Origin of the sequence: Nonomuraea antimicrobica, from assembly GCF_039536965.1 — a bacterium.
In the GTDB taxonomy this organism is placed as follows: domain Bacteria; phylum Actinomycetota; class Actinomycetes; order Streptosporangiales; family Streptosporangiaceae; genus Nonomuraea; species Nonomuraea antimicrobica.
Window position 1 is genome coordinate 91,542 of sequence record NZ_BAAAZP010000102.1, and the last position, 16,084, is coordinate 107,625.

Consider the following 16,084-nt stretch of genomic DNA (forward strand, 5'->3'; position numbering starts at 1 on the left):
ACTGCGAGGAAAATTACCGCGCCCGGTCTGCCGAGCGACACACAACCCCCATCGGCGCAGCGTCATCGTGTCAAGTGGCATGCAGGGTCCCTGCAACTCGGTGAGGGTTCCATAGGGACGAACTAGAGAAAGACTCCTTGGGGGAGCACCGAATGAAGACCGTCAACCGCTGCCCGCGGTGCCACCACGAGCTGGACGAGGGCCCGATCATGTACCGGTGCGCGCACTGCTGCCGCGCCGTCTACGCCGCCGACCTCGAGAACGAGTACGTTCCGCGGCAGCCGGTCGCCGCCTGACCACCTCGCCTCCCGCCGGTCGGCCGAGGTCTCCTGGGACGAAGGGTTGAGGCGGCCCCGAGCCGCCTCCCCATCCCTCGCCGCCTGCCTCCCCGCCGCCCGTCTCGCCGCCCGTCGGCCGAGGTGCCTGGTGCCCGGAGGGCCTAGGCTGGCGGGGTGCCGCATCAACCGATCAGGGTGTCCGGCGTCGAGGTGACGCCGCTGTGCGACGCCGTCGGGCCCATGGGCCCGACGATCCGCCGCCCGCCGGCCGAGACGTTCGTCGGTTCCGAGCTCCGCGACGAGCCCTGGATCCTGCACTTCCACTGCTACCTGATCCGCGACGCCGCCGACCGGCTGACCCTGGTCGACACCGGCATCGGCGGCGTGGACTCGCCGGCGTCGAGCTGGGCGCCCGTTCCTGGGACGCTGACGGGCGAGCTGGCCGCCGTGGGCGTCGCTCCCGCCGAGATCGGCACCGTCGTCCTCACCCACCTGCACAGCGACCACGCCTCGGGCGCGGTGGCCGACGGCAGGCCGGTGTTCGGCAACGCCCGCCACGTGCTCCAGCGGGCCGAGCTGGACGCGGCCGGCGGCCCGATGCTCGACCAGGTCGTCGCCGTGATCAAGGATCACCTCCACGTCGTCGAGGGTGACGCGGAGGTCGCCCCTGGCGTCCACGTACGCTCCGCGCCCGGGCACACCCCTGGCCACCAGATCGCCAGGGTCGGCGAGCTGGCCATGACCGGCGACCTGGTCCTGCACCCGGTGCAGCTCGACGATCCGGCCATCCGCTACGTCTACGACGACGACCAGGAGGCCGCCGCGCGCACCAGGACCGAGGTGCTGGCCGCGCTCAGGGCCGAACGCGCGATTCTGGCAACGGCCCACTTCAGCGAGCCGTTCCTGCGTCTGTGATCCCGGTTGGGGCAACATGGCCTTCCATGAGGATTCGTGTTGCGACTGGTGTCGCGCTCGGCGTCGTCCTGGCCGTGCCGCCGGCGGTGTCCGCCGCGTCGACCAGGGCGACCCCGAAGGCGGCGCCCGCGCTGTCCGGCGCCGCCGTCTATGCGAGCGGCTCCGGCGACCGGCTCAGCAGGTACGCGGACGGCGAGTGGAGCACGCTCGTCAAGTCGGAGGCCATGGCGCAGTACACCGTCTCGCCCGACGGCAAGAAGGTGGCCTGGGTGTCGTCGGGCGGCCGGCTGCAGATCAGGCAGGGCGGCCGGACCATGACGCTCGTGAGCGGCCTACAGGCCGGCACACCCTGTCTCACCCCGGCCTGGTCCGCCGACTCGGCGAAGGTGGCCTACCCGCAGAGCGGCGGCACGATCATGTCCGTCAAGGCCGACGGCACGGGCGCGCCGCACCGGCTGGGCACGTCGCCGGGCGTGTGCCACCTGGCCTGGTCGGCGGACGGCCGCTACCTGGCGGGCTACACCGGCGAGGCCAACGCCCTCTACCGGCTCGACACCAGGACCGCTGAGTCGGCCCCCGTCAAGGGCGTCAAGTGGATCACCCACGTGCAGAGCCTGTCGCCGAACGGGCGCCATGCCATCGTCGAGTTCCCGCAGCAACCCGGCACGCTGGGCGACGGCACCTGGCCCACCGCGTTCAAGCCGGTCGTCCTGGACATGGTGACGGGCAAGAGGCGTACGCCCGCGGTCAAGGGGCGGCTGCTGGGCGCGTTCTACCTGGCCGACGGGCGCATGGTCGTACGCGTCGCAGGAGAGGAGCACAACACCCTGGTCGTGCTCGGCACCGACGGGAAGGAACTCCAGCGCGTCGCCGAGCCGGCCAGGGCGAAGAAGCAGGCGCTGCTGCAGGTTCTGCCATAGTGCCGGGGTGAACGATGATTTCTGGGCCACGGTCAACCGGGTGATCGCGGGGGCGGCGGCGTACATCACGGACGAGCGCGGCCGGGTGCTGCTGGTGGATCCCAACTACCGGGAGCACTGGTCGTTCCCCGGCGGCGTGATCGACGCGGGCGAGCATCCCGCGCAGGCGTGTGCCAGGGAGGTCGCCGAGGAGGTCGGGCTCACGGTCGAGGTCGGCAGGCTGCTGACCGTCGCCTGGGTCGACCCGCAGCCGGCCGTGCCCCATCCGCTGGTCAACTTCGTCTTCGACTGCGGCGTGATCTCGTCGGGCACCCCCATCACGTTGCAGACGGAGGAGCTCGACGACTACGGCTTCTTCACGCTGGAGGAGGCCGGCGGGCTGCTGGCCCCGCATGTGTACGACCGGCTGCTGTCGGCGTCGGCCGCCCGCGACTCGGGCGCGTTGTCGTATCTACCGCCCCGCCGCGACGGGCTGCTCGGCGAGCAGGGCTGAGGGCAGGGCCACCGTCGCGGTCAGGCCGCCGTACGGCGAGGGCACGAGCGCGACCTTGATGCCGTGCCTGGCCGCGAGCCTGGAGACGACGAACAGGCCGAGCCGGTCGCTCTGCGCCAGGTCGAACTCGGGCGTGTCGGTCAGCCGGTCGTTCAGCTCGTCGAGCTCGACGCGGGGCAGGCCGAGCCCGCGGTCCTCCACCTCGACGACCAGCCCATGCGGGGTACGGCCGGTGCGTACGTCCACCTTGGTCATGGGCGGGGAGAAGAGGGTGGCGTTCTCGACCAGCTCGGCCATCAGGTGGGCCACGTCGGTCACCGCCGAGCCCACGAGCGCGACCGGGGGCGGCGTGAGCACTTCCACCCGGTCGTACTCCTCCACCTCGGCCACGGCGGCGCGCAGCACGTCGAGGATCGGCACCGGGTTGCGCCAGGCGCGGCCCGGGGCCTGGTCCGACAGGATGATGAGGCTTTCGGCGTGCCGGCGCATGCGCGTGGTGAGGTGGTCGAGCTTGAACAGGTCCGCCAGCTCCCCCGGCTCCTCTGTGGCCCGCTCCATGCTGTCGAGCTGCAGGAGCTGCCGGTGCAGCAGCGACTGGTTGCGCCTGGCCAGGTTCACGAAGACCTGGCTGACGCCGTGGCGGAGCCTGGCCTGGCTCACGGCGGCCTCGACGGCCGTGGACTGCACGTCGTTGAAGGCGCGGACGATGTCGTGGACCTCGGAGGTCTCGACCTTGACCTCCAGCGGCGCCACTTCGGCGGCCGTGGGCGGCGCGGTGTTCGAGCGCAGCCGCTTGACCAGCGCGGCCAGCCGCACCTCGGCCAGCTCCGTGGCGGCGTCGCGCAGCCCGGCCAGCTCGCGGACGAGGCGCCTGCGGAAGCGCAGCGACAGCAGGATCGAGGCGACGACGACGACCAGGCCGACGCCGCCCGCCACGCCGAGCTTGACGAGCATGCCGATGGCCGTCGGCATCACCCGCTCGGTGATGCCCCGCACGGCCAGGGCCTGGTTGCGCTCGACCGCGGCCCACAGGTTCTGGCCGTCGATGGGCCAGGTGGCCGCGCCCACGGGCAGCCCGTTGGCCGCCGCCTGCCCCCTGACGAGCTCCTCGGCCTCCAGGAACTCCATGTAGACCGGCGAGGCGGCCATCTGCGCGTACGGCCCGCGCAGGCTGTCGTCCAGGTGCGACATCGCCTGCGAGAACAGCAGCCGCCTGGTGGCCACCATGCCCGTGAACGACTCCCGCTCGGCGTCCTCGACCCTGCCCTTGGCCAGCACGATGGCGATCAGCGCCCGCTCCCTGGACAGCACGTCCTTGGCCTCGCCCAGCATGGTCACCGCCCTGGCCTGCTGGTAGAGGGCCATGTCGGGCACCAGGACCATGGTGTCGTACATGCGGAAGGAGGCGTCCACGATCTGGCTGTAGCGCTCGATGACGTCGAGCGGCTCGGCGCGGGCGTCGTCAACGTCGCGGCGCAGCTCCGCCAGCTCGTCGAGCTTGACGTGGAGCCCGTTGAGCTGGGCGATCAGCTCCGGCGACAGGTCGCGCAGGTTGCCGGACAGCGTGCGCAGCTTCGTCACGGCCCGGTCGGTCCGCTCGCGTTGCCCGGCCAGCTTGTTCGCGCCCCGGGTGGTCACCAGGAGCTCCACCGAGGCCAGCCGCTCGTTCTGGAGCTGGATGTTGACCTGTTCGGACGGATCGGCCAAGTTGGTGGCCAGGTCGTTCATCGACAGCAGGCGCATGCCTTGGCCGCCGGTCAGGCTCGCCGCGAACGCCCACAGGCCCACCAGGGACAGCAGTGGAACGAGCAGGAGCACGAGAAGCTTCAGTCCGATGGGGCGGCCACGCGTGGGGGGCATGCGACCTCCGGGTGCATGATGAGAGCGCCTCGCAGATTACACCCCCCATTGGAAGGATTTCTGTGCGTCTTCCGCGTTCTTTCTCCGGCTGGACCATGGCGGTGTTCGGCGTCCTCGCCTTCGTGCTCGGCGTGCTCGGGCTGATCTCCCCCGACACGCTGCTGGTCATGCTCGGTTTCGAGGTCGTCGACGTACGGCCGGTCGGCGACTACACGCTGGTCTACATGGCCGCCTCCTCGATGGCGGCCGTGAACATGGGCGTCTACTACGTGTTCGCGGCCTCGGCCGACTACACGCCGTTCTTCCGCTGGACGGTGCCGTTCCGGCTCGTCACGTTCACGGTCTTCACCATGCTGGTCGTGACCGGCGCCGCGCCCGCCGAGTTCTTCGGCGTCGGGCTCTGGGAGGGCCTGGGGGCGTTGATCACCGGGTTCGCGCTCTGGCGCGAGGGCAAGCTGCTGCCCGCGCGCCAGAGCGCCGAAGCGGCCTAGCGCTCGTCCGGGCCGCGGGCGACGAGCCGGTCGCCGGTCGCGGGCTCGCGTTCGAGCCGCCGTTCCAGGTCGCGCTTCTCGTCCTCCAGCCGGGCCACCCGGCTGGAGGACTCGGCGCGGGCGTGGCGCAGCCGGCGGTGTCGCCTGGCGGACCTGCGCGAACCCGAGCCCATCAGCCAGAGGCCCACCAGCGCGAGGGCCGCGGCGGCCGCTCCCGCGAGGAACATCTCCACGTGATCGAGCTCGAAGGCGTGTCCGAACAGGAGGTACCTGGCGCTCTCCTCGGTGAGCACCAGGGCGAAGGCGCCGCCGGCGAGCAGGATCAGGAGCAGTCCCAGTAAGATCATCCAACTCACCCCTTGTCGAGAGCGTTTCCACTGCCCGGAGATCGGCGGGATATGCGCGATGATGGCGTTCATGAGACCCGAGCCAGGGCAGGTCCTGCACTTCTCCGAAGATCCGGCGATCGAGAGGTTCGTGCCGCACGTGGCGGTGACCAGCACGCTCACCGAGCCGTACGTGTGGGCGGTCGACCACGACCGCTGCCCCGACTACTGGTTCCCGCGGGCCTGCCCGAGGGCCATGGCCTGGCCCGGCCCGCGCACCACCGACGACGACGTCGTCCGCATCGTCGGCGCGGGCTGCGGGCAGCGGGTGCACGCGATCGAGTACTGCTGGCTGAGGGCGCTGATGGAGGTGCGCCTCTACGCCTACCGCCTGCCGGCCGACGGGTTCGCGCCCATCGGCGACCCGCCGCACGCCGTGGTCTCGCGCGACCCGGTGGCGCCGCTCGGCCCGCCCGAGCCGGTGGGAGACCTGTTCGAGCTGCACGAGCAGGCCGGGATCCAGCTCAGGGTGCTGGACAACCTGTGGCCGTTCTGGAATGAGGTGACGGCCAGCAGCCTCGAGTTCAGCGGGATCCGGCTGCGGAACGCTCGTCGATGAGGGCCCGCAGGGTCTCGGGCGGCATCGAGCCGGGCGGCAGCTTCTCGCGCGCGTACCGGTTGGCCTCGCGCCGCAGCGTCTCGTTGACCGGCGTGGGCACGCCGTGCTCGCGGCCGAGCAGGACGATCTCGCCGTTGAGGTAGTCGGCCTCGATCGAGCCGCTGGCCCTGGCCAGGCTCTGCCACGACGATCCGCCGCCGCGGCCGATGCCGTCGATGGGCCGGGCGACCACCTTGTCGCCGCGCACCTCGGCCTCGTCGTCGGGGGTGGCGTAGGCGATGCCGGCCCGCTCCAGCACGGCTCTGGCCTCGCTCCTGGCCGACTCGACCAGCTCGACCTGGCCGGGGGCGTGGCCGATCAGCGCCTCGACGGCGTTGTTCAGGTTTCCGAGCAGCTTGCCGTACTTCCAGCGCATCACGTCGGGCGAGGTACGCGCCAGCAGGCCGTGCTTGCCGAGGTCGGTGACGATCTGCTCGCTGAGGTCGTCCACACCCTGTGGATAGCGTCCGACGTGCAGCATCCCCGAGTACGGGCGCGCGTGCGCGGCCACGACGCCCGGCGCGGGAATCTGGGCGGGCAGCCAGACGCACACGCCGTAGACGCGCTCGAACCGCCGCAGGACCATGCGCTCGTTGGCCACGCCGTTCTGGGCGCAGACCACGGGCAGGTCGGGCGACCAGGGGGCCAGCGCGGCGATCGTGTCCTGTGACTTGGTCGCCAGGACCAGCACGTCGTCGTCGCGCGTGGGCACGGGGCCGTCGGCAGTGGGGACGTCGAGGGTCTCGGAGGACTCGGGGGTGATCAGACGCAGGCCGTCGCGCCTGAGCGCCTCGTAGTGCGCTCCCCGGGCGACGAGCAGGACGTCGTGCCCGCCCTGATGCAGGCGGGCGCCGATGGTGCCGCCGACTGCTCCTGCTCCGATCACGATGTAGCGCATCGTCCGAGGATGTCACTCCTCACTTGGCGAGTGCCACTCCGACGACCTCGGGGGCCGGGGCGGGCACGGCCGCACCGTGGAGCCGTTCGCGCCAGATCGTCCTGAACACCCGCCAGCCGTCGCGCAGCGCGTGCAGGTTGCTCTCGCCGTGGATGCGGCAGCGCTCGTGGCTGGGGACCTCGCGGATGACGAGGCCGGCCTGGGCGGCGCGGACGTTCATCAGCGTCTCGATCTCGAAGCCGTCGCAGTCGAGGTCGAGGACCTCCAGGTGGCGGGCCCAGAAGGCGTTGTAGCCGTAGCAGAGGTCGGTGTAGCGGGTGCCGTAGAGGAGGTTGGTCAGCCCGGTGAGGAACCTGTTGCCGAGCGAGCGGATCGGACTGAGGTCGTCCGAGCCGCCGCCAGGGGCGTACCTGGAGCCCTTGGCGAAGTCGGCGCCGTTGACGAGCGCGGAGACGAAGGAGCGGATCTCCCGGCCGTCGGTGGAGCCGTCGGCGTCGATCATGACGATGATGTCGCCCCGAGCGGCCCTGAAGCCCTCGATGAGCGCGTTGCCCTTGCCGCGGCGGGTCTGCACGACGACCCGGAGGTCCGGGCGGAGCCTTCGCGCGACGGCGACGGTGTCGTCGGTCGAGTTGCCGTCGACGAGGACCACCTCGTCGATCCAGTCAGGCAGCGTGGCGAAGACGTGAGGAAGGTTCTCGGCCTCGTTCATCGCGGGAACGATGACACTGACGCCGACGGCGAAAGGCTGCTTGTTCATGGCATCAAGGTGCGCCTCCATGCATGCAGGTCACTTGACAGTTCCTTGCAGCGGAACGGGTTATTGGTGAGGCGCCTGAATTTCCGCCTCCCCGGCCCGGGAAATGATCTCGTCCACGGTTTCTTCCGGCGTTTGCGCGGAGGTGTCCAGCCATAGTCCGAGTCGTGGGGTCTCCTCCCGCAGAGCCCTGTCTAGCTGGGCGATCGTCCATTCTGCGCCGTAGCCGGTCTTGGCTCGCGCGTGTTCCCGCCGTTCGATCGCGGCGGGATTCGGGGCGAGCACGATCACGTACAAAGGGCGGCTGCGGATAAGTCTGGTAAAGCCCTCCAGCTCACTGCCGATAATGATGTCTTGGACAATTGCCGTGAATCCGGCCTCGTAATACAAATCCGCCGTATTCGCGGCGATCTGATGGCGCAGCCTGAGCTGGCGGACGGCCTCGGCGTTCACCTCCGGCGTCATCTCGGCGCGCCCGCTGACCACCATGCGCCGGAACGTGTCGCCCCGGACGTGGGCGGCCCGCGGCAGGCGCTCGGCCAGGGTCTGCGCCACCGTCGACTTGCCGGCGGCCGAGACGCCGGTGATCACGACGACGCCCTTCACCCGCCCGCCCGTCCGCGCGCTGTCCTCATTCACGTGCCCACCAGCTTGCGTACCCGGTCGGCGCCCACGGCCATCAGCAGCGTGGGCAGGCGGGGGCCGGTGTCGCGGCCGACGAGCAGTTTGTAGAGCAGGGCGAAGAAGGCCCGCTGCGCCGCCTTCAGCTCGGGCGTGGTGGCCTTGGCGTCGGCGGGCAGCCCGGCCTGGAGCTTGGGCACGCCGTAGACCAGCGCCGTCAGGCCGTCGAGCGTCCAGTCGTCGAGGCCGTCGGCCAGCAGCCGCAGCGCCTCGCGCTCGCCGCTGCCGAGCGAGCCGACCAGCTCGTGGTCGGGCGTCTCGCGGACGCGGGTGCGCTGGTCGGCGGGCACGTGGTCGTCGACCCAGCGCTGCGCCCGGTCGAGCCGCGGGCGGGCCTCGTCGAGCGCGGACACGCCGTCGAGGTCGCGCAGGATGCGCAGGGTCTGCTCGGCGTGCCCGGTCGTGATGTCGGCGACGGAGGCCAGCGTGCGGTAGGCGACCGGGTGGGGCGTGGCCGGCAGCGGGCCCGCCGCCGTGCCCACGGCCCTGCGGTACGCGGCCAGCTCGGCGGGCTGGGCCTGCCCCGCGGCGACCTTGCGGCCCAGGGAGTCCCACTCGTCGTAGAGCCGCTGGATCTCGTGGTCGAAGGCGATCTTGAAGGACTGGGCGGGCTTGCGGCGGGCGTACAGCCAGCGCAGCACCGGCGCCTCCATGATCCGCAGCGCGTCGCCAGGGGTCGGCACGTCGCCCTTGGAGCTGCTCATCTTGGCCATGCCGGTGATGCCGACGAACGCGTACATGGGGCCGATCGGCTGTTGCCCGCCGAAGACCTCGCCCACGATCTGGCCGCCGACGACCCACGCGGAGCCGGGAGAGTGGTGGTCGACCCCGGACGGCTCGAAGACCACGCCCTCGTGGGCCCAGCGCATCGGCCAGTCGACCTTCCACACCAGTTTGCCGCGGTCGTGCTCGGCCAGCCGGACGGTCTCGCCGAAGCCGCACTCGCAGGTGTAGGCCAGCTCGGTGGTCTCGTCGTCGTAGGCGGTGACCGTGGTCAGGTCGCGCTCGCACAGGTCGCAGTACGGCTTGTACGGGAAATAGTCGTCGGCCTGCCGCTCCCCGCCCTGCTTGGTGCGGTAGCGCGACAGCACGGCGTCGATCCGGGCCCGCTCGCGCACGGCCACCAGGATCTGCTCCCGGTAGGCCCCCGAGGTGTACTGCTCGGTCTGGCTGATGCCGTGCACCTCCACGCCCAGCTCGGCCAGGGCGGCGGTCATGGGCGCCTTGAAGTGCTCGGCCCAGTTGGCGTACGCGCTGCCGGGAGGGGCGGGCACCGAGGTCAGCGGTTTGCCGATGTGCTCGGCCCACGACGGGTCGATGCCCGCGGGCACCCTGCGGAAGCGGTCGTAGTCGTCCCACGACAGCAGGTGGACGCACTCCAGGCCGCGCCGCCTGATCTCGTCGGCGACCAGGTGAGGAGTCATCACCTCACGCAGGTTGCCCAGGTGGATCGGGCCCGACGGGCTCAACCCTGAGGCGCAGACGATCGGTTTGCCCGGCGCGCGTCGCTCCGCCTCGGAGATCACCTCGTCCGCGAACCTGGAGACCCAGTCGGTCTCGGCACTGTCAGCCATCGCGCCATTCTCGCGGGTAAGGGAGGTTCAAGCCAACGTGGCCGCCGATCACCCCGGTCCGGGTGCCCGATCGGCCGGGCGGCGGGGTCGCCGCCCAGCCGTCAGGCCAGGGCTCAGGACAGCGTGGCGGCGTACGGGTCCCAGTCGTCCGGCAGCGGTTCCGGCGCCGCCGCGGTGGAGACGACCCGGCGGAACTCCGACCGCTCGCCCGACTCCGTGATGGCCGACATGAGCTCCAGCACGTGGTAGGCCAGCTCACCCGACGCGCGGTGCGGGGCGCCCGCGCGGATCGACCTGGCCAGGTCGAGGACTCCGATGCCCCGGCCGGCCATGGTCCCCGACACCGGCAGCTCCCGCCAGTCCGCGTCGCGCGCGCCCCGGACCAGCAGCGGGCCCTCGAAGGTGTTGGGGTCGGGCAGCGACAGGGCGCCCTCGGTGCCGATGATCTCGATCATGCGGCGGCCGACGGCCGAGTCGAAGCTGAACGTGGCCGTCGCCGTGGCCGTGCCGGGGAAGTCCAGCAGGGCGTTGACGTGGGTGGGCACCTCGACGGGGAAGAGCGTGCCCTCCTTGGGACCCGAGCCGATCACCCGCTGGTCGCGCGCCCTGCGCAGGCCCGCCGCCACCCGGGAGACGGGGCCGAGCAGGGAGACCAGCGCGGTCAGGTAGTACGGGCCCAGGTCGAACAGCGGCCCGGCGCCCGGCTGGTAGAGAAACTCGGGGCTGGGGTGCCACGACTCGGGGCCCAGGCTCTGCACGGCCGCCGTGACGGCGACCGGGGCGCCGATGAGGCCGGAGCGCAGGGCGTGCACGGCCGACTGCAGCCCGCCGCCGAGGAACGTGTCGGGGGCGCCGCCCACCCTCAGCCCGCGCCCGGCGGCCTCGGCCATGACCTTCGCGGCCTCGTCCAGGTCGAGTGCGAGGGGCTTCTCGCCGTACACGTGCTTGCCGGCGCGCAGGCTCTCCAGCGCCACGGCCGCGTGCGCGGAGGGGACGGTGAGGTTGACGACGAGCTCGACCTCGGGCAGCGCGAGGATCTCGGCGAGGGTGCCGGACACCGGTACGCCGTGCTCCCCGGCCGCGGCGGCGGCCCGGCCGGTGTCGAGGTCCGCGACGGCGATCACCCGCACGTCGGGGAAGGCGGTGAGGTTGCGCAGGTACTGGCCGCTGATCACCCCGGCGCCGACCAGGGCGACGCCGACCGGGCCGTTGCTCAAGAGTCCTCCAGAGAGGTGAGGTACGTGTGGCTGTCGGCGAGGGCGGCGAACACGTCGGTCGCGCACTCGTCGAGCTCGACGACGCGCACGGCGCCGGGGGCGGCGGCGAGGATCTCGGGCACGGGCATGACGCCCCTGCCGACCGCGGTGTGCGGCTCGCCCTTGATCACGGGGCCGTCCTTGACGTGCAGCGCCTCGACCCGGCCCGACAGGCGGCCGAGCAGGGCGGGCACGTCCGCGCCGCCCACGGCCGCCCAGTACGTGTCGATCTCCAGGAACACCTCGGGAGCGAGCAGGTCCGCCAGCACCTCGATGGCGTGCCTGCCCTCCACCTCGGGCTCGATCTCCCACCAGTGGTTGTGGTAGCCGATCCGCAGGCCGTGCCCCGCGGCCTGCTCGGCCAGGCCGTTGAGCAGGTCGGCGGCCCGCTGGAGGCCGTCGCGGGTGGTGAACTCCTCGTGCGCGACGCCGGCCGGGATGATCACCTTGTCGGTGCCGATCGTGGCGATCGCGTCGAAGACCTCCGCGGGCTCCCTGTGGAGCAGCGCGGACGCGTGCGTGCCCGACACGCTCAGCCCTAAATCGTCGGCGACCTGGCGGAAGCCCTTGGGGTCGGTCGTGGGGTCGTAGGGCTCGACGGCGCGGTATCCGATCTCCGCGAGGCGGCGCAGCACCGTGTCGCGGTCGGCGCTCAGCGCGTCTCTGACGGTGTAGAGCTGGACACTGATGGGTTCGCTCATCCGCGTACTCCCAGGAGGTGCTCGAGCGCGAGCTGGTTGAGGTGGCTGAAATGGAAGCCGCGGGCGGCTGCCGCCTCGACGTCGAAGTCGTCCTTGGCCAGGTCCTGCCAGGTCTCTCCGGCGGCGAGGGTGGGCCGGGCCAGCTCGTCCACCCGGGAGGCGCTCAGGGCCTGGCGCACCTCGGGGTCGGCGCGGAAGGCCCGCGACTTCTCCTTCAGAATCAGGTACGTGCGCATGTTCGCCGCCGCCGAGACCCACACGTCCTCGGGGTCCTCGGTGCGCAGCGGCTTGTAGTCGAAGTGGCGGGGGCCGTCGTAGCCGCCGTTCTCCAGCAGGTCGACCAGGAAGAACGCGCTCTTCGTGTCACCGTGGCCGAAGATCAGGTCCTGGTCGTACCTGGGCCCGTGCTGGCCGTTGAGGTCGATGTGGAAGAGCTTGCCGTGCCACAGCGCCTGGGCGATGCCGTGCACGAAGTTGAGCCCGGCCATCTGCTCGTGGCCGACCTCGGGGTTGAGTCCCACCATCTCAGGGTGCTCCAGCTCGCCGATCAGCGCCAGGGCGTGGCCGATCGTGGGCAGGAGGATGTCGCCGCGGGGCTCGTTCGGCTTGGGCTCCAGGGCGAAGCGGATGTCGTAGCCCTGGTCGATCACGTACTGGCAGAGGAGGTCCAGGCCCTCCTTGTAGCGGTCGAGCGCGGCCCTGACGTCCTTGGCCGCGTCGGACTCGGCGCCCTCGCGGCCGCCCCAGCACACGTACGTCCTGGCGCCGAGCGAGGCGGCCAGGTCGAGGTTGCGCATGACCTTGCGCAGCGCGTGGCGGCGGACGTCGCGGTCGTTGCTGGTGAACGCGCCGTCCTTGAAGACCGGGTGGGTGAACAGGTTCGTGGTGGCCATCGGGACCTTCATGCCGGTCTCGTCGAGGGCCTTCCTGAAGGCGGCCACGGCCCTGTCGCGGTTGGGCTCGACGGCGAGGAGGTCGTCGTCGTGGAAGGTGACGCCGTACGCTCCCAGCTCTGCCAGGCGGTGGACGCTCTCCACGGGGTCGAGGGCGGGCCGGGAGGCGTCGCCGAAGGGGTCACGGGCCTGCCAGCCGACCGTCCACAGGCCGAACGTGAAGCGGTCGTCGGGGGTGGGAGTGAATGCGGTCATTTCGCCGGTTCCTTATTTTTAGTCCATAATCTGAACATAATCCTGAGGAGGTGGGCGCCATGTCGTCAAGAGGGGTTCGGCATGATTCCATGCGCGCCCGAAACCTGGCCGTGGTGCTGGCGACCATCCACCGATCGGGACCGCACACCCGGGCCGCGCTGGCCGAGCGGACCGGGCTCACCAAGACCACCGTATCCAGCCTGGTCGCCGACCTGCTGGAGGCGGGCGTGGTGACCGAGAGCGGCGCGGTACGGGGCGGCGAGCGCGGGCGGCCCGGCGTGGCGGTGAGCCTGAGCGGGCACCGGGTGGCCGCGATGGGGCTGGAGATCAACATCGACTATCTGGCCGCCTGCGTCGTCGACCTCACCCGTACGGTGCGGCTGCGGCGCACCAGGCCCGCCGACAACCGCAACTCCGCCCCCGCCCGGATCCTCGCGGAGCTGCGCGACCTGGTGAAGGAGACCACGGCGGAGGCCGAGTCGGCCGGGTTGCGCGTCATCGGCGCGGCGCTGGCCGTGCCCGGCACGGTCGAGGGCGGCGTGCTGCGCAGCGCGCCCCACCTCGGCTGGCGGGACGTACGCGTCTCCGGGCTGGTGGACGTGCCCTTCGCGCTCGACAACGAGGCCAACCTGGCGGCGCTCGGCGAGCTGTGGTTCGGCTCGGGCGCGAACGACTTCCTCTACGTCTCCGGCGAGATCGGCGTCGGCGCCGGGCTGGTGGTCGAGGGGGACCTGTTCCGTGGCACGTTCGGGCTGGCGGGCGAGCTGGGGCACGTCGTGGTCGTACCCGACGGGCCCGACTGCCGGTGCGGGGGGCGGGGCTGCCTGGAGGCGTACGCGGGCCAGGACGCGCTGCTCGGCGAGCTGACCTCGGTGCGCGAGCTGGTCGCGCGCCTGGAGTCGGGCGACCCCGGGGCCGCCCAGGCGGTCGAGCGGGCCGGGCACGCGCTCGGCGTGGCGCTCACCTCGGCCGTGCACCTGCTGGACCCCGGCCGGATCGTGCTCGGCGGCATCTTCGCGCCGCTGTTCCGTTGGCTGGCGGAGCCCGTGTCGGAGGAGCTGCGGGCCAGGCTGGGGCCGATGCGCGGGACCCCGCCCGCCCTGGTGGTCTCGGGGACCGGCGCGGACGCCGCCGTGCTCGGGGCGGCCGGGCTGATCATCCAGCGCATCATCGCCGAGCCCGCGCAGCTTCTCGGCATGTAGCCCCGGCGGCCCGGCAGCCCGGCAACGGCCTCGCGGGGCCTGGGGGTGGCCCGGCAGCGCGCGGGAACCCGGCGGAGACCTACGGCTGGGGTGGCGGCTCCACGGGGAACAGTTCGTCCGTCACGGTGACCTCGCGTTTTCCGCAGCCGGCGCAGTCGTCGAGCCTGGGCAGCAGCACGCCGTACCACCGCAGCACGCTCAGCTCGTCCACGGACACCCCCATGGGCGCGAGCCCGGCGTGCGCGGCCTCCCGCCGGTTGACCCACTGGTACAGCGGGGCCACCAGGTCCTGGCTGAGGCCGCGGAAGGCGGGCGACTCCTGCCCGAGCAGCTCCACCAGGGACAGCTTGACCATGTGCAGCGCGATCGGGATGACGTCGGTGGACAGGCCCGGCTGCGGCAGCACCGCCCGGTCCGTGTAGGAGAACCGGGCGGCGTCGGCCTCGCTGCTGATCTCGGTGTCGCCGGCCTGGGCGGGCAGCGCCTGGACGTAGCACTGGTAGCAGGCGGTCAGCCCCGGTATGACGCGCTGGACGATGCCGCCGTAGGCCCGCTGGAAGACCCCGCCGATGACCATCGGCAGGCCGTTCTCCACGCAGAGCCGGTTGACCAGCAGGCGGCTCTCGCGCGAGTCGGTCGCGCAGACCACCAGGTCGGCCTGGAGCTTGCCGATCAGCGCCAGCACCTCGTGCCGGGTTTTCCCGTCGATGTGCAGCGTGCTCGTCACCACCTCGGCCGCGGGGTTGTGCCGGTGCACCAGGTCTCGTACGGCCAGCGCCTTCAACCGGCCCACGTCGTTCAGGCCGCACTCGTGGCGGGAGACGTTGCCCGGCTCCAGCCGGTCGTGGTCGAGCAGCAGGAACCTGCCCACGCCCGCCTTGGCCAGCTCGCGGACGATGAAGCTGCCGCCCGACCCGAGCCCGAGCACGGCCACGGCCCGGTCGCGGAGCACGTCCGTCTCGAAGATCCCGCGTACCCGGTCGAAGACGTCGATGGAGGCGGGCACCACCGTGACGGGCACCTCCTCGCCGGGCTCGCCGTCCACCACCCGTCGGCAACGTACGGCGTCCGCCTCCACCTGGCAGACGAGCACCGCGCCGTCGGCCGTCGCCGCGGAGTCGCCGCGGTCGTCGGACTCGGACTCGCGCACGACCACGACGTCGGTGCCCGCCGTGCCGTCGATGACGCCGAGGTCGCCGTCGTCGAGCAGCCTCAGCGCCAGCCTGCCCACGTCTTCCGCCAGTGCGGCCCCGTGGACGACGACGTGCCGCGGGGCGCTCATGACGCGAAGGCCTTCATGTCCTCGGCGTCGATCTCCGGGACCATGTCGCCCGTCCGTTCGCCGGACGAGCGCACCTCCCATTTCCCGGTCTGCGGGTTGAAGACCATGCGCTTTCCGCGCGGCATGGCGCCTTTGGCCGCCTGCTCCATGAAAGCGCGAATGTCGTTGTGTCGGTCAGTGGCCACGGACTCTCTCCCTTTCAGGCGTCCATCAGGAATCGTGAGATGGGACTGCCGTCCTGCAGGTGGCATTCGTAGGCGGTCACCCAGAGCATTGCCTTGCGTACGACCTTGTTGAGGGAGATCGCCGCCGACCATTTCTCCGGCCGGTACGTGCAGACCTTCACCCAGCCCTCGCGGTCGCTCTCCCAGGTGTGCATGTCGTGGCTGGTCTTGTACGAGATGATGGGCTTCGTGTAGCCGAGGAGGGGGAGCGGGTCGGTGACGTAGGTCGCCGGGCACTCGTCCGGATATCCGGCGGGCAGATAGATCCGCAGTCCGTAGGGATAACCGTTGTTGCTGTAGTAGGTACCGTGCACGAACGTGTCTCCGAGCGGGTTGAAGAAGTCGAAGGCGGGAAACTGCTGGCGTAGTGCCTTGCGATCGGCCGCCAGCCGATACCGCTGCCACTCATCCCATACCAAT

19 protein-coding genes are annotated in these 16,084 nt (G+C 71.5%); 7 read left to right on the forward strand and 12 right to left on the reverse strand.

Annotated features, from left to right (window positions below; all coding sequences use genetic code 11):
* Positions 1-152 precede the first annotated feature (152 nt).
* The 4 genes from ABD844_RS29125 (at position 153) to ABD844_RS29140 (ending at position 2,606) form a co-directional block, all read left to right on the forward strand.
* Complete coding sequence (locus ABD844_RS29125) at positions 153-296, forward strand: hypothetical protein (protein ID WP_344884975.1); 144 nt, start codon at positions 153-155, stop codon at positions 294-296.
* A 156-nt stretch (positions 297-452) separates the two neighbouring features.
* Entirely contained in the window at positions 453-1,193 is a 741-nt protein-coding gene (locus tag ABD844_RS29130; RefSeq protein ID WP_344884978.1) for an MBL fold metallo-hydrolase, read from the forward strand.
* Positions 1,194-1,219: 26 nt separating this feature from the next.
* A complete protein-coding gene (locus tag ABD844_RS29135) occupies positions 1,220-2,113 on the forward strand; it encodes a TolB family protein (protein ID WP_344884981.1) in 894 nt (297 codons plus the stop codon).
* 7 nt (positions 2,114-2,120) lie between these two features.
* Entirely contained in the window at positions 2,121-2,606 is a 486-nt protein-coding gene (locus tag ABD844_RS29140) for an NUDIX domain-containing protein (protein ID WP_344884984.1), read from the forward strand.
* Here the strand turns inward: ABD844_RS29140 and ABD844_RS29145 are convergent.
* Positions 2,565-4,466: a sensor histidine kinase gene (locus ABD844_RS29145; protein ID WP_344884988.1), complete on the reverse strand. Its 1,902-nt coding sequence runs from the start codon at positions 4,464-4,466 to the stop codon at positions 2,565-2,567. The genes ABD844_RS29140 and ABD844_RS29145 overlap by 42 nt on opposite strands.
* A gap of 62 nt (positions 4,467-4,528) precedes the next feature.
* Between ABD844_RS29145 and ABD844_RS29150 the strand changes: the two genes are divergently transcribed.
* Complete coding sequence (locus ABD844_RS29150) at positions 4,529-4,957, forward strand: hypothetical protein (protein WP_344884991.1); 429 nt, start codon at positions 4,529-4,531, stop codon at positions 4,955-4,957.
* Here the strand turns inward: ABD844_RS29150 and ABD844_RS29155 are convergent.
* Entirely contained in the window at positions 4,954-5,304 is a 351-nt protein-coding gene (locus ABD844_RS29155) for a hypothetical protein (RefSeq protein ID WP_344884994.1), read from the reverse strand. The two genes, ABD844_RS29150 and ABD844_RS29155, sit on opposite strands and share 4 nt — an antisense overlap.
* 70 nt (positions 5,305-5,374) lie before the next feature.
* On the opposite strand from ABD844_RS29155, the gene ABD844_RS29160 reads away from it, so the two are divergent.
* A complete protein-coding gene (locus ABD844_RS29160) occupies positions 5,375-5,902 on the forward strand; it encodes a DUF6886 family protein (RefSeq protein ID WP_344884997.1) in 528 nt (175 codons plus the stop codon).
* Here the strand turns inward: ABD844_RS29160 and ABD844_RS29165 are convergent.
* From ABD844_RS29165 to xylA, 7 genes are all read right to left on the reverse strand, one after another.
* Positions 5,868-6,839 carry a ketopantoate reductase family protein gene (locus tag ABD844_RS29165; protein WP_344885000.1) on the reverse strand — a complete coding sequence of 324 codons (972 nt, stop codon included), beginning with the start codon at positions 6,837-6,839 and terminating at the stop codon, positions 5,868-5,870. The two genes, ABD844_RS29160 and ABD844_RS29165, sit on opposite strands and share 35 nt — an antisense overlap.
* 19 nt (positions 6,840-6,858) lie before the next feature.
* Positions 6,859-7,599, reverse strand: a complete 741-nt coding sequence (locus ABD844_RS29170) for a glycosyltransferase family 2 protein (RefSeq protein WP_344885003.1) — start codon at positions 7,597-7,599, stop codon at positions 6,859-6,861.
* Between the two features lie 60 nt (positions 7,600-7,659).
* A complete protein-coding gene (locus ABD844_RS29175; protein ID WP_344885006.1) occupies positions 7,660-8,235 on the reverse strand; it encodes an AAA family ATPase in 576 nt (191 codons plus the stop codon).
* Positions 8,232-9,851: a lysine--tRNA ligase gene (gene lysS, locus ABD844_RS29180; protein WP_344885008.1), complete on the reverse strand. Its 1,620-nt coding sequence runs from the start codon at positions 9,849-9,851 to the stop codon at positions 8,232-8,234. The genes ABD844_RS29175 and lysS overlap by 4 nt, the downstream gene beginning before the upstream one ends.
* Positions 9,852-9,964: 113 nt before the next feature.
* Positions 9,965-11,068 (reverse strand): Gfo/Idh/MocA family protein, encoded by a 1,104-nt coding sequence (locus ABD844_RS29185; protein ID WP_344885011.1) that lies wholly within the window; start codon positions 11,066-11,068, stop codon positions 9,965-9,967.
* Complete coding sequence (locus ABD844_RS29190; protein WP_344885014.1) at positions 11,065-11,808, reverse strand: sugar phosphate isomerase/epimerase family protein; 744 nt, start codon at positions 11,806-11,808, stop codon at positions 11,065-11,067. Before ABD844_RS29190 ends, ABD844_RS29185 begins: the two co-directional genes overlap by 4 nt.
* Positions 11,805-12,956: a xylose isomerase gene (xylA, locus tag ABD844_RS29195; protein WP_344885017.1), complete on the reverse strand. Its 1,152-nt coding sequence runs from the start codon at positions 12,954-12,956 to the stop codon at positions 11,805-11,807. The genes ABD844_RS29190 and xylA overlap by 4 nt, the downstream gene beginning before the upstream one ends.
* Before the next feature lie 89 nt (positions 12,957-13,045).
* Here xylA and ABD844_RS29200 point away from each other — a divergent pair, with 89 nt between their 5' ends.
* Positions 13,046-14,158 carry an ROK family protein gene (locus tag ABD844_RS29200; RefSeq protein WP_344885020.1) on the forward strand — a complete coding sequence of 371 codons (1,113 nt, stop codon included), beginning with the start codon at positions 13,046-13,048 and terminating at the stop codon, positions 14,156-14,158.
* 79 nt (positions 14,159-14,237) lie between these two features.
* Here the strand turns inward: ABD844_RS29200 and ABD844_RS29205 are convergent, their stop codons facing one another.
* From ABD844_RS29205 to ABD844_RS29215, 3 genes are read right to left on the reverse strand one after another with little or no spacing between them, the layout of a single operon-like run.
* Entirely contained in the window at positions 14,238-15,440 is a 1,203-nt protein-coding gene (locus ABD844_RS29205; RefSeq protein WP_344885023.1) for a ThiF family adenylyltransferase, read from the reverse strand.
* Positions 15,437-15,625: a hypothetical protein gene (locus ABD844_RS29210; protein WP_344885026.1), complete on the reverse strand. Its 189-nt coding sequence runs from the start codon at positions 15,623-15,625 to the stop codon at positions 15,437-15,439. Before ABD844_RS29210 ends, ABD844_RS29205 begins: the two co-directional genes overlap by 4 nt.
* A 14-nt stretch (positions 15,626-15,639) precedes the next feature.
* Positions 15,640-16,083, reverse strand: a complete 444-nt coding sequence (locus ABD844_RS29215; protein ID WP_344885029.1) for a hypothetical protein — start codon at positions 16,081-16,083, stop codon at positions 15,640-15,642.
* Position 16,084 lies beyond the last annotated feature (1 nt).